Annotated in this window: 9 protein-coding genes and 1 pseudogene; 6 read left to right on the plus strand and 4 right to left on the minus strand. The window is 64.1% G+C overall.

Annotation, left to right across the window (positions count from 1 at the left end; genetic code table 11):
• Nucleotides 1–95: 95 nt before the first annotated feature.
• Nucleotides 96–2,384 (plus strand): annotated as a pseudogene (locus BLV04_RS10020) (BPTD_3080 family restriction endonuclease); the annotation flags it as partial.
• A gap of 153 nt (nucleotides 2,385–2,537) precedes the next feature.
• On the opposite strand, the gene BLV04_RS25630 reads toward BLV04_RS10020, so the two are convergent.
• Nucleotides 2,538–2,780, minus strand: a complete 243-nt coding sequence (locus tag BLV04_RS25630) for a hypothetical protein (protein ID WP_245731830.1) — start codon at nucleotides 2,778–2,780, stop codon at nucleotides 2,538–2,540.
• A 204-nt stretch (nucleotides 2,781–2,984) separates the two neighbouring features.
• Here BLV04_RS25630 and BLV04_RS10025 point away from each other — a divergent pair, with 204 nt between their 5' ends.
• Nucleotides 2,985–5,594 (plus strand): site-specific DNA-methyltransferase, encoded by a 2,610-nt coding sequence (locus BLV04_RS10025; protein WP_503660762.1) that lies wholly within the window; start codon nucleotides 2,985–2,987, stop codon nucleotides 5,592–5,594.
• Between the two features lie 166 nt (nucleotides 5,595–5,760).
• Here BLV04_RS10025 and BLV04_RS10030 read toward each other — a convergent pair whose 3' ends face one another.
• Nucleotides 5,761–6,444: a class I SAM-dependent methyltransferase gene (locus BLV04_RS10030; RefSeq protein ID WP_093030892.1), complete on the minus strand. Its 684-nt coding sequence runs from the start codon at nucleotides 6,442–6,444 to the stop codon at nucleotides 5,761–5,763.
• Nucleotides 6,445–6,650: 206 nt separating this feature from the next.
• Between BLV04_RS10030 and BLV04_RS10035 the strand changes: the two genes are divergently transcribed.
• Entirely contained in the window at nucleotides 6,651–7,643 is a 993-nt protein-coding gene (locus tag BLV04_RS10035; protein ID WP_245731832.1) for a HEAT repeat domain-containing protein, read from the plus strand.
• A gap of 19 nt (nucleotides 7,644–7,662) precedes the next feature.
• Here the strand turns inward: BLV04_RS10035 and BLV04_RS10040 are convergent, their stop codons facing one another.
• Nucleotides 7,663–7,986, minus strand: a complete 324-nt coding sequence (locus tag BLV04_RS10040) for a hypothetical protein (protein ID WP_093030895.1) — start codon at nucleotides 7,984–7,986, stop codon at nucleotides 7,663–7,665.
• A gap of 248 nt (nucleotides 7,987–8,234) precedes the next feature.
• On the opposite strand from BLV04_RS10040, the gene BLV04_RS10045 reads away from it, so the two are divergent.
• Genes BLV04_RS10045 through BLV04_RS10055 form a run of 3 tightly spaced genes read left to right on the plus strand, consistent with a single transcriptional unit; the run spans nucleotide 8,235 to nucleotide 12,633 of the window.
• Nucleotides 8,235–9,941: a winged helix-turn-helix domain-containing protein gene (locus BLV04_RS10045; RefSeq protein WP_175534575.1), complete on the plus strand. Its 1,707-nt coding sequence runs from the start codon at nucleotides 8,235–8,237 to the stop codon at nucleotides 9,939–9,941.
• A 40-nt stretch (nucleotides 9,942–9,981) separates the two neighbouring features.
• A complete protein-coding gene (locus BLV04_RS10050; protein ID WP_093030901.1) occupies nucleotides 9,982–10,581 on the plus strand; it encodes a class I SAM-dependent methyltransferase in 600 nt (199 codons plus the stop codon).
• 15 nt (nucleotides 10,582–10,596) lie between these two features.
• Nucleotides 10,597–12,633: a BTAD domain-containing putative transcriptional regulator gene (locus BLV04_RS10055; RefSeq protein ID WP_093030904.1), complete on the plus strand. Its 2,037-nt coding sequence runs from the start codon at nucleotides 10,597–10,599 to the stop codon at nucleotides 12,631–12,633.
• Between the two features lie 198 nt (nucleotides 12,634–12,831).
• Here BLV04_RS10055 and BLV04_RS10060 read toward each other — a convergent pair whose 3' ends face one another.
• Nucleotides 12,832–13,332 (minus strand): hypothetical protein, encoded by a 501-nt coding sequence (locus BLV04_RS10060; RefSeq protein WP_245731833.1) that lies wholly within the window; start codon nucleotides 13,330–13,332, stop codon nucleotides 12,832–12,834.
• Nucleotides 13,333–13,443 lie beyond the last annotated feature (111 nt).

A 13,443-nucleotide genomic window follows, 5' to 3' on the forward strand; every position in this document is an offset into this window, starting at 1 on the left:
TGTTGTTCAAGCACCCCGAGGGAGGCCCACCGCTCTCCCTCATACAAGTTGACGATTTAAGAGGAAAAACCCATCAGGGAAGGTGGCCGTACTCATCCAAGGGCGGACGCCTGTTGCTCCAAGGCCGCGGCGGCGAGGCCCTGAATACGCTGGAGACCGAAGGTCAAATGCTCCAGCGTGTCATGCCGGATCTGATGGGCCTGAAGAACATCCTCGCCATCAACGACGAGGCCCATCACTGCTACCGCGAGAAACCGAACGCGTCCCTGGGGGGCGCCCCCGAAGGCGAGCTGAAGGGCGACGACAAGAAGGAGGCCGAGAAGAACAACGAAGCCGCCCGGCTCTGGATCTCCGGTTTGGAGGCCGTCAATCGCACACTCGGGCTGGCGCGCGTCCTCGACCTCTCCGCCACACCCTTCTTTCTACGCGGCTCGGGCTATGCCGAAGGCACGCTCTTTCCCTGGACCATGAGCGACTTCTCGCTGATGGATGCCATCGAGTGCGGCATCGTCAAGCTCCCGCGCGTGCCGATTGCGGACAACATCCCCGGCGGCGAGATGCCCATGTTCCGCAACCTCTGGGAGCACATCCGCGCCAAGATGCCCAAGAAGGGGCGCGGCAAGGCGGCCTCGCTGAATGCGCTCGACCTTCCGCCGCAGTTGCAGACCGCTTTGGAGGCACTCTACGGACACTACGAGAAGACCTATGCCCTCTGGACGAAGACCGGAAAATCGTCCCCGCCGTGCTTCATCGTCGTCTGCAACAACACCGCCACGTCCAAGCTGGTCTACGACTACATCTCCGGATTTCAGCGCAGCCAGAAGGACGGGGGGCAGGACGGCAGCTCAAAGCTGGAGCCCGGTCGCCTGGCCCTGTTCCGCAATCACGACGAGCACGGCAACCCGCTGCCGCGCCCCCGAACCATTTTGATCGACAGCGAGCAACTGGAATCGGGCGAGGCGCTGGACGCCAACTTCCGCGCCATGGCCTCGGATGAGATCGAGCGATTCCGCCGAGAAATCATCGAGCGCACCAATGACGCCCGTCAGGCCGAGAACCTGACCGACCAGGACCTTTTGCGTGAAGTCATGAACACCGTCGGCAAGCCCGGCCGACTCGGGGCCGAGATTCGCTGCGTCGTCTCCGTCTCCATGCTCACCGAGGGCTGGGACGTCAGCACCGTGACCCACGTCCTCGGGGTGCGCGCCTTCGGCACGCAGCTCCTGTGCGAGCAGGTCATCGGCCGGGCACTGCGCCGCCAGTCCTATGATCTCAACGAAGAGGGTCTCTTCAACGTCGAGTATGCCGACGTGCTCGGCATCCCCTTCGACTTCAACGCCACGCCCACGGTCGCCCCGCCGCAGCCGCCGCGCGAGACCATCCAGGTCAAGGCGATGCGCCCCGAGCGCGATGCGCTGGAGATCCGTTTCCCCCGCGTCGCCGGCTATCGCACGGAGCTACCGCAGGACCGCCTGAACGCCCAATTCGACGCCGACTCCATCCTGGTCATTTCACCCGAGCTGGTCGGCGCCGCCGAGACCCGCAATTCCGGCATCATCGGCGCGACCGTGGATCTCAACCTGGTCCATACGGGCAACGTGCGTCAATCCCAGGTCCTCTACGAGCTGACATCCCATCTCTTGCTGAGTCGATTCCGTGACGCCGACGGCGAGCCGCAACTCCATCTGTTCGGCCAGCTCAAGCGCATCGCGCGTCAATGGCTCGACGCCTACCTGCAATGCAAGGGCGGCACCTATCCGGCCCAACTCAAGTACAAGACCCTCGCGGACATGGCCTGCGAGCGCATCACCGCCGGCATCACCCGCGACCAGCTCGGCAAGCGACCCATCATGGCGCTTCTCGACCCCTACAACCCGGTCGGGTCCACCACGCACGTTAACTTCAACACCTCCAAGACCGAGCGCTGGGAGACCGACGCGCGCCGCTGCCACCTCAACTGGGTCATCCTCGACAGCGACTGGGAGGCCGAATTCTGCCGAGTCGCCGAGGCCCATCCGCGGGTCAGGGCCTATGTCAAAAACCACAACCTGGGCTTCGAGGTCCCCTACCGGTATGGCTCCGAGATGCGCCGCTATCGCCCCGACTTCATCGTGCAGGTCGACGACGGCCACGGCGAGGAGGATCTGCTGAACCTCACGGTCGAGATCAAGGGTTATCGCGGCGAGGATGCCAAGGAGAAGAAGACCACCATGGATGTCTACTGGGTGCCCGGCGTGAACAACCTCGGCACCCATGGCCGCTGGGCCTTCGCCGAATTCGCCGATGTCTACCAAATCGAGGCCGACTTCAAGGCCAAGGTCGAAAGTGCGTTCAACACGATGATCGAGCAGGTTGTCGGCGAGCTCGAAACACAGGATGCTTAGAGATAGCTTAAAAACAAGGTGTACAGATGCGTGACCGGCATCAGACGTAGGTTGGGCAAAGCGCAGCGTGCCCAACTGCTCCCAGCGATGCCGGCGCTGATCGTTGAAAATCCGTTCATCTAAGGAGCCACGATGGCCCCCAAGCCCAAGACCTCATCGCTGAACGTCGAGACCCTCACTCACGATGAGGCCACCCGCAAGAACATCCCGACGGCCGAATACCAGTCGATGATGCGCAAGGACGAGCAGGCCCCGGTACGGGTGACCTATGCGCGCGGTGCTGCGGACCGTCCCGATCCGCTCGCGGACGAGAAGGCGCGGCGCAACCGCGACCTCGACCCCCAGCTCATCTGGCGCGGCAAGGATCAACAGGATTGGAGCGATCTCGTCGTCCATGCGCCGCCGCTCTATATCCAGGAGAAGATCCATCCGAAGGCGTTGATCGACGATTTGCGTCGGGAGTCGGCGGGGAGTGGCGACTGGTCAACGGGGAGTGAAGAGCGACAGGGCAAACTAGACCTGTTCGGCGACTTCAACGGGATTCCCAAGGACGCGGATAAGACCGAGTTCTATCGGCACGACCAGAACTGGTCGAACCGCATGATCCTGGGCGACTCGCTTCAGGTCATGGCCAGCCTCGCCGAGCGCGAGGGTCTACGCGGCAAGGTCCAGTGCATCTACATCGACCCACCCTACGGCATCAAATTCAACAGCAACTTCCAATGGAGCACTACCAGCCGCGATGTGAAGGACGGCAATGTCGCGCACATCACCCGCGAACCGGAGCAGGTGAAGGCGTTTCGGGATACCTGGCGGGATGGTATTCATTCTTATCTGGCTTATTTGCGAGATCGGTTGACGGTTGCGCGCGATCTGCTGACCGATTCGGGATCGGTGTTTGTGCAGATTGGGGATGAGAATGTCCATCGGGTTCGCATCCTCATGGATGAAGTATTTGGTGAAGTCAACTTTTGCGCTCAGCTCACGGTAGTCAAAACCGCCAGCCAATCCGCCGAACTCATCGCAGGTACAGCCGATTACGTGTTGTGGTTTTGCAAGAGCCGAGAGTCAACAAAATTTCGAATTCCGCTAGCTCCGAAAGGGTTAGACGCAGACAAATCGAACGTGTATCGGTGGCTCAGAAAACCGGATGGCAGTGCGAGGCAGCTGACTATTGAAGACCGTGCGTCTGGTGCTACGGAAAACGTCTTTCGGCAGGACAACATCACATCGCAACGTCCTCCTGGCGATTTCCCTGTAATGACGAACGGACGAGTATTCGGGCCAGGAAAAGGCTACTGGAAAACCGGCGAGATTGGGATGTCTCGGCTAATCAAGGCGGCTCGTATACAGCCTGCCGCAAACAGCCTCACCTACATTCGGTTTCTCGATGACTTCAGGGCACAAGCGATCAGCAATGTCTGGACTGACACCGGCACCGGAAGCTTCACAGACGAGAAGGTGTACGTAGTACAGAGTGGTACAAAGCTGGTCCAGAGATGCATACTGATGACCACCGACCCCGGCGACCTCGTCCTCGATCCCACCTGCGGCTCCGGCACCACCGCCTACGTCGCCGAACAATGGGGCCGCCGCTGGATCACCATCGACACCTCCCGCGTCGCGCTCGCCCTGGCTCGCGCCCGCATCATGGGCGCCCGTTATCCCTATTACCTGCTCGCCGACTCGCCCGCGGGCCAGCTCAAAGAGGCCGAGATCACCCGCGGTGCCATCTCGTCGCAGCCGACCCGAGGCGACATCCGCCACGGCTTCGTCTACGAGCGCGTCCCGCACATCACGCTCAAGTCCATCGCCAACAACGCCGAGATCGACGTCATCTGGGACAGGTGGCAAGAGACCTTGGAGCCCCTGCGCGAGGCGTTGAATGCCGCGATGGGCAAAACATGGGAGGAGTGGGAGATCCCGCGCGTTGCCGAGGACATTTGGCCCGCCGAGCCACGGCGGCTCTTCAACGCGCTGAAGGGCGAGCAGGCAAAGGGCACGAATGCCAGACCCAGCACGATCGAAGATACCCTGCGTGGAATCAACAAGGCCCTTGAACGCGACTACAGCATCGCGACGCTGCCGGCTCGCCCGGTCGACCCTTGGCCCGAGCCGGCCGCCGCGCTGCACGCCGAGTGGTTGAAGGCCCGCATCAATCGCCAGCAAGAGATCGACGCCTCCATCGCGGCCAAGGCCGACTCCGAGTATCTCTACGACAAACCCTACACCGACAAGAAGACCGTCCGTGTGTCCGGCCCTTTCACCGTCGAGAGCCTGTCGCCCCATCGCGTGCTGGGTGTCGACGCGGACGACGAGCTGATCGACCCGGCGGACAGCATCGCCAATCCGGATGCCGGTTACGGAGACAAGCCGACCTTTTCGCAAATGATCCTGGACAACCTCAAGGTCGCCGGCGTGCAGCAGGCCCACAAGGACGACAAGATCACCTTTACCTCGCTGACCCCGTGGCCCGGCGATCTCATCTGCGCCGAGGGCCGGTTCGTCGTCGGCGACGAGCCCGGCAGCGTCGATGGCAACGCAGCCTCGCCCGAGCCCACCGAGAACCCGAGCTCACTCACTGAAAAGCGCGCAGCGATTTTCATCGGCCCCGAGTTCGGCACCGTCACCCGCCCGGATCTGGTGCTTGCCGCACGCGAGGCGGGCGAAGCCGATTTCGACCTGCTGATCGCCTGCGCCTTCAACTACGAGGCCCACGCCACCGACTTCAACAAGCTCGGACGCATCCCCGTGCTCAAGGCGCGTATGAACGCCGACCTGCACATGGCAGAAGACCTGAAGACCACCAGCAAGGGCAACCTCTTCGTGATCTTCGGCGAGCCGGATATCACGATCCTGCCCGCCGAGAACGAGCGGATCCGGATCAAGATCAACGGTGTGGATGTCTTCCATCCAAGCACCGGCGAGGTCCGCAGCGACGGCCCCGAGGGCATCGCCTGCTGGTTCATCGACACCGACTACAACGAAGAGAGCTTCTTCGTCCGCCACGCCTACTTCTTGGGCGCGGAGGATCCCTACAAAGCGCTCAAGACCACCCTCAAGGCCGAGATCGACGAAGACGCCTGGGCGAGCCTCAACAGCGACACCTCTCGGCCCTTCCCCAAACCCGCCTCCGGACGCATCGCGGTCAAGGTGATCAACCATCTCGGAGACGAGGTGATGAAGGTGTTTCGGGTGACGCCGCCGTGACACCATCGTGGCCACGCCGCGCGGACGGCGCTCAAGCGTGGCCATTTCTCGGATCCGGGCGGGCTGCGGCGCCGGCATGGAAGTGGCGCCCGACCGGCGATGGCTGATCGAAGCGGCAATTGAGGCATGCCGAGATATCGGAACACCGCTCGGACAGAAAGGCCGATTACCCGCTTGATTTCTCGGCAACCATCACGGAAATCAAGGCATGTTTGTAGACGCATTCGACGGTCTGAAAACCGGCATCCCGAAGCCATTGGATCTGATCCGAGAGCTTGGCCTCCTTATCCAATTGTCTTCGACGCATGAGGCGATCCATATCCTCCCGAGAATGCTCGAAACGATCCACGTAGTCGCGCCAGTAGCCCTCGAACCGCTCCGCGTACCTGCTTGACTCGGCGAGATGCTGGTCGGCGTTGACGAACATGCCGTGCGGCGCCAGAGCCGCATAGACGTTTTCGAACAGGCGCTTTTTGTCGTCATCCTCGAGATGATGAATCGACAAGGCCGAGATGATCAGATCGAATGTCCCGCTGATTCCCGAGGTGCAATAATCCGCGACGACATAGCGTACGTTGTCGTTTCCAGCGAACCTGTCGCGGGCAACCTCGAGCATCTTGTCGGAGACATCCAGCAGCGTGACCCGGGCGTCGGGATATTTTTTCAGAATGAACGCGCTGAACAAGCCCGTTCCGGCACCGAGATCGAGAATGCGCGGCGTGTCCATGATCGATTCGGCAAAGTAGGTCGCCGTCCCGTAAAAGTCGTCGAAGCCGGGGACGAGCTTTCGCCGTTCTCCATCATAGTTTTCCGAAACCGCATCGAACTGTTCCTTGACGTCGTTTTCCATTCAGCTTTCCTCACAAAAATAGCGCCTCTTCGGTCTCTTTAATCCGTCCGATAGAGGCCGATCTCGACACTTGGCGATGAGCTCGCCGGGGCTTCGCAGGATCCTCGAAATCGCCTACGCTTGGAAGTGCATACCTTCTTCTTGGTTTACCGCATCCTTCGTGCCCTCGGGCTTCGAACAGTCTTTCCCGACCAACGGACCAACCCATGGCCCCACGCCGCGACATCCGCGATCAGATCGATGCCTTTCGATCGCTCTGTGACCGGGAAACCCCGGAGCGCGTTCTGGCCGCGGCACGAGAGGCGTTGACGCACCGGCATCGGCTGATGGTTGCGAAGGCCGCGGAGCTGGCCGGTGATCGGCTGATCTATGCGCTCGAGCCGGACTTGATCGCGGCCTATCGCCATTTCCTGGAGGATCCCGCAAAGCGCGATCCGGGCTGTACGGCCAAGGGCGCGATCGCGCGAGCACTGGTCGCGCTGGACAGTCAGGACGCGGGTTTCTTCATCGACGGCATCCGCTATCGCCAACCCGAGCCGGTGTGGGGCGGCAGCGTCGATACGGCCGTCGATCTACGCGTGAGCTGCGCCATCGGGCTCGCGGCCACGAGCGATCCGCGTGCCCTGATCCACCTGGTCGGCCTGCTCCACGACCCGGAGCCGCATGCCCGCAGCGGCGCGGCGCGTGCGATCGCCTGTACGCAACCCTTGGCGGCCGAGGCGGTGCTGCGCTCCAAGGCGCTCGGCGGCGATCCGGAGCCGGAGGTGACGGGCGACTGTCTTGCCGCACTCCTGCAGGTGGCCGGGGAGGATGCACTCGATTTCGTCGGCGGTTTCCTCGTCACGCCGAGCATGGAGATCAACGGCCTCGCCGCACTCGCACTCGGGGAGTCGCGGCTCGACGGCGCCTTGGATCTGTTGCGCGCCCGCTGGGAGGCCGAACCCTTCAAGCGCGGCGCGGAGCATCTGCTCCTGCGGGCGGCGGCGCTGCACCGCAGCGAGGCGGCGCTCGACTGGCTCGTCTCGGTCGTGGCGGATGCCGATCGCGCAAGCGCCGAGGTCGCAATCGCCGAGCTGGGTGCCTATCGCAACAATGCTCGACTGCGGGCGCGCCTGGGCGCCGTGATTGCCGAGCGTGATGATCCGCGACTCGGCGCCGCCTATGCGAAGGCATTTCCGATCACGCCGCCGGGGGCATAGAGCGCCCCGGCGTCGACCGCTATCGGCCGCTCCTCTGGACCGCCGCAATCCCCTCCCCCGACCCTTCCTGCGACGAGGTAGGCTTCCAGACAAACCCTGCAAGCTCATAGCCGAGGACCATCGACTTTCCGTCGACGGAGACCAGGATCTCGACCTTCTCGGGCGAACGCATGGTCCGATTCTCGACCGCCTTGATCGACTCCGGAAAGCTCTGCTGCAAGTCGCGGCAGACCAGCTCCCCGTCTGGGCCGATGTCGCCGATTTCCGGTGGATCGGGTATGCACATGGCCATGCCTTCGAACGTCGCGAACGACAGGCAGGCAATCAGGGGTAGCTTCGTCATGGTCGTGTCCTCCTCGCCGATGGTCGACAGATCCCGCTGTCCGAGTCCGGAAACGTATTTACGGCTCGCCGGACCGCGGGGGTGTCTTAAGGCTTAGGCCAATCGGCACGCATTGTCCTGACGAAAACACGCCGAAAGTCGGATGATTCGCCGCAGGGCATGTCCTCGTTTCTCCGTCGGCTAAACTCAGACCCATGAGCAAGCCCGAGCCTGCCCCAGAGCCTACGCCAAGCCGGCTAGGTGCCGACATGTCTCCCGCGACACGGGGAGAGGATGGCTTTCGGGTCGGACCCTGGTCGGTCGAGCCGAAGGGAGACCTTCTGCGCCGGGGCACTCACCTGGTCCGGGTCGAGCCCAAGGTGATGGATGTGCTGGTCTACTTCGCCGGGCGCGCGGGCGAGGTGGTCTCGCGGGAGGAGCTGGAGCGCGACGTTTGGCGCGGCGCCTTGGTGGTCTACGACGCCATGACCAAGACGGTCACCAAGTTGCGCCAAGCGTTGGGGGACGATCCCCGCAACCCGCGATTCATCCAGACCGTGCCCAAGCGGGGTTACCGGTTTGTCGCCGAGGCCGAAAGGGCCGATCCGATCGAGGGCTCGCAACCCGAGGCGTCCGATCGCATCCGGCGACCGCTTGGCTCCCCGCGACGTCTGCTGCTCGTGGTCATCCTCGGGGTGGCGGTATCGGCCTCGTTTCTATTCTATCTCGGGGTGCTCCGGCCTTTCGGCGGGCCCGCCGGTACACCCGGCGGGGCAGTGGAATCGAGCGGTCCGACGGATCCCGTCCCGCCGAAAGTGACGCGTGTATTGGTCCTGCCTTTCGATGTCTTGGGCCAAGATCCAGACCAGCTCTATCTCGCGCGTGGTATCACGGCCGACCTGATCGCCGACCTCTCGAAGCTCTCGGGCTTGACCGTGACGGGTGCCGAAAGCCGGAGCGAAGCGGCGGACATCAAAGAGGCTGCATCCCCCGGAATTCGCTACGAGGTCTGGGGCGGCGTACAACGCGCGGGCGATCGCATCCGGGCGGAGGTTCGTCTTACGGATGCGCTCAGCGGTCGCCAATTGTGCGTCGAGCGCTACGACCGACCGTTCGAGGATCTTTTCGAGGTTCAACAAGACATCGGGAGCCGCTTGGCGCGCGCCCTCTCGGTGACGCTGACCGAGGTCGAGCAACATCGGATCGCGCACCGCTACACCCGCTCCGTTCAGGCTTATGACCTCTTCCTTCGTGCACAGTCGCAGCTGTTGGTCCGCCGCGGGGACGAAAACAGACGCGCGCGGGATCTGTACCTTCAGGCCATCAGACAAGACCCCGGATTCGCGCGTGCCTACGCAGGGCTCGCACTCACCTATGCATACGATTACCGCAATCAGTGGAGCAGCGACGGGGCAGCTGCGCTTGAGCGGGCGGTGACGATGGCGGAAACCGCCGCGGAGATCGATCCGACCATCCCGGAGGTCCATTGGGCACTCGGCTATGTGAAGGTCCAGCAGCGTCGACACCAAGAGGCGCTGGCACACCTCGATGAGGCGCTACGGCTGGACCCCGGGTTTGCCGACGCCTTGGCGCTCAAGGGCGGCATCGAGACCTACGCGGGCCGGCCGCGAAGGACCATCCCGCTCGCCAGGGCCGCCATCCAGCGCAATCCGGGCGCGGGTTATCTCTATTACATGATCCTCGGACGGGCCTACTTCTTCATCGACGACCAGATCCAAGCGATGATCAACCTGCGGGAGGCGGCCATGCGCAACCCCGAGGACCTGGAAGTCCGCGTCTTTCTCGCGGCAGCCCTCGACCTCGGCGGGGAACACCAGGATGCGGCCTGGGAAGCGGAAGAGATTCTCGCCATTCATCCCGATTTCTCGACCGACGCCTGGCTGGACACCTACCCCATGACGGACCGGGACCAGCGACATCGGCTCGTCGCAACCCTGGCGAGATTGGGGCTTTGACCGGCGCAGACGAACCCTTCGGAGTGAACGCTTTCGAGCCATGACCCATCCAACCTCGCCAAACACGCCCGACGACTTCGCCCGCTCTTGGGATGCGCGCTACCAAGGCGCGACAGCGATCCCGCAACCGGCGCTGGTGCTGCGCCAATGGCCGCACTTGCTCCCCGCGGGAGGCACCGCGCTCGACCTCGCCTGCGGACTAGGCGGCAACGCGCTGTGGCTGGCCGAGCGGGGTTTCCGGGTCTCGGCATGGGACCTGTCCCCCACTGCCATTGCGCGGCTCCGGGAGGGGGCGCGCCTGCGAGGACTGCACCTTGATGCCCGGGTCCGCGACCTGATCGCGGTGCCGCCGAGTCCAGAGAGCTTCGACCTGATCCTGGTCGCACATTTCCTGGATCGCGACCTGGCCCCGAGCATTGCCGCCGCTCTGTGTCCGGGCGGCCTGCTCTTCTATCAGACCTTTGCACGGGAGTCGCGCAGCAGCCGCGGCCCGACCAACCCGGCCTATCGTCTTGCTCGCAACGAGCTGATCACCCTCTTTCCCGACCTGACCATCCGCGCCTACCGAGCCGAAGGTCGACTCGCCGCACCCGAGAGCGGTTTGGGCGACCTGGCCTTGATGGTCGCCCAACGGATTTGAGAGGCGGAAACCGACATGAGCGCGAGACTGCAGATCCAATTGCTGGGCGGTTTCGCGGTGGAGCGCGACGGCACGCCCGTCACGCTGCCGACCCGCAAGGCCGCCGCACTCTTGGCCATCCTCGCAATGCCGCCGGGCGCCCTGATCACGCGCGAGCGTCTCGCCGACCTGCTCTGGTCGCGCAGCGCCGAGGCTCAGGCGCGCGGGAGTCTCCGCCAAGCCGTAGCGCAGCTTCGCAAGGCCATGGAGGATGACTCGGGCGCGCTGATCGCGGCCGTCGGCCCCGGCCTTCGCCTCGCATCGCCGGGCGTCGAGGTGGATGCGGTGACTCTCGAGCGGGCACTGACCTCGGGGTCGCCGGCCGACCTGGAGCTGGCCGGGCAGCTCTATCGGGGCGAATTCCTCGCGGGACTCGCAATCGAGGAGGCACCCTTCGAGGATTGGCGGGCGACGGAAGCGGAACGGCTGCGGCGGCTTCTGCTGCGCGGGTTACAGGCCCTTCTGGCTCGGCATGTCGACCGGGGCGACCTGGAGGCGAGTCTCGATCTGGGCGAGCGCCTGGTAAGGCTGGAACCGCTCGCCGAGGAGACCTATCAGGCATTGATGCGCCTGCATCTCGGCCGCGGGGCCTTGGGCCCGGCCATGCGGGAGTACCAGCGTTGCCGGGCGGCCTTGGCGGCGGGTCTGGGTGTCGCGCCCTCGGCGGAGACCGAGGCGCTTCGACGAGCGATCCGCACGCGGCCGCCCACCCGCTCCCCCGCCCACGAGGAGAGCGAGCCCCGGACCCTGCCGGTTCTCGCGGTCCTGCCCTTCTCTGATACGGGCGAGACCGAGACCTCCGAGGACCCAGTGCGCGATTACTTCGTCCGTGGCTTCACCGAGGACGTCGTCTCCGCACTGGCGCGCTTCCGGTCGCTGCGGGTGATCTCGGCGCAATCCTCGTTCGCCGAGGCGGATCTGCAAGCCAGTCCGCGCGAGATCGGGGAAGGTCTCGGCGCAACCTATCTGCTCGTCGGCAGTCTCGGACGCGGCAAGGAGCGCGTGCGCCTGAGCACCGAGCTGCTGGATGTGCGCGCCGGCCATCTGGTCTGGTCCGATCGCCACGAGGTCGCGACGACCCGCCTACCGGAAACCCGCGACGCGATCGCCCGCGGTGTGGCCGCGGCGCTGGCGGCCCGTATCGACGGCGACCTGCTGCGCCAAGCCATGCGCAAGCCGCTCGACAGCCTGGAGGTCTACGACTGCTGGCTGCGCGGCATGGCCCGCCTGCGTCAGGGCACGCCCGAGAGTCTTGCCGAGGGCCGGCCGCTGTTTCGCAGGGCGCTCGAGCTGGACCCGGGATTTGCACGTGCCCACTCGGGCCTGTCGCTGACCTATTTCAACGAGTGGACCTGTCTCGCCTGGCAACGCTGGCGCGAGGACGAGCGCATGGCTTTCGAGCATGCACGAGACGGCGCCGCCCTGGACGAGACCGACCATGTCACCCACTTCGTGCTGGGTCGGGTTCTGCTGTATCGACGCGAGTTTGCGCGGGCGGAGCAACACCTGGATCGCGCCGAGGCGCTCAACCCCAACGATGCGGATATGCTCGCGCAACTGGCCATCGCCGACGCCTACCTCGGGCATCCCGTGCGGGGGGCCGAGCGCATCGAGCTGGCGATGCGCCTCAACCCCTATCACGACGACTGGTACTTCGCCTATGCGGTCTATCCCAACTTCGTGGCCCGCCGGCTGGAGACGGCGATCGCATTCGGTCTGAAGGCGCCTCACGTCGCCACCGATGTCACGGCCTACCTGGCCGCGGCCAGTGCCCACCTCGGGCAGATGGAGACGGCCCGTCGGCACCTCGCCTACTTTCGGGAGATGTTCCGGAGCAACATCATGCAGGGCAGCGAGCCGGCCGCGGAAGAGCCGATGCGCTGGCTGTTGCATGTGAATCCCTTCAGCCGGATAGAGGACGCGCGTTTCTGGGCCGACGGGCTGGCCCGGGCCGGGTTGGTGATCTCGGATGATCTCTGGCGCGATTTTCCCGACGGACCCTGGCCCGGCTAAACCTAAACCGCGTCCAGAGCGACATGCATAATTTTCATGTTGTATTCGGCCTTGGGGACTTCACCTCCCTTGGTGGAGGCACGGTTTAAAATTTTATATTTTTTAAACCTTTAAACCGCGCCAGCTCCAACAATCGTCGAATTTGCCGGGGCCGATCCCATCCAGAAACACCACATACCGCACTGGGCGCGGTTTAGATCAAAAGTACTGGCAATGATCCGCCCGCGCGGCAATCTCCTGGAGAAAGACGCCCGGATCCATGATCCCCTCGGCCTCGGGCAAGAGGTCGTCTTCGGCGACGTCGAACGTCATGGCGGCCAAGCGACAGCCATGCAGCCGGACGTGACCGGTCGAGGAGAGCAGCTTCAAAAAGTCATGGATCTCCAGCGGATCCCCGTCCCGCCGCAGCCGTTGCTTCAGCCAGTCCTCGCGATGTGCGTAGCGCGGATCCATCCGACACTCGCGCACCCCCTCATGCGTGAGCAGACGCACCGACCAAAGGACGAAGAGGATGTCCACCTCGACGCCCTTGCGGCCCATCTCCCAGGCAAAGGTCAGCGGGGTCAGAAGCCGATCGAAGGCGTCGTCGCGGATGACGATGGCGAGACGCCGAATGGACGGCGCCGCGGACAGGTCGGCCTGTCCCGCATCCGCCCTCCCATCCGGCCGGGCGCTAGGGACCTCCTCGGATTGACGCATGGCGGCCTCGGTATCGAGGCAGATGCCGGGCTGACCTGGGATTTGTCGCGTTTGAATCGTCGCGGATGACATGATCTCGACTCCCGCCGCCGGGTGTCGCGGAGACCCCGG

Source organism: Thiocapsa roseopersicina, assembly GCF_900106925.1.
GTDB classification, from domain to species: domain Bacteria; phylum Pseudomonadota; class Gammaproteobacteria; order Chromatiales; family Chromatiaceae; genus Thiocapsa; species Thiocapsa roseopersicina.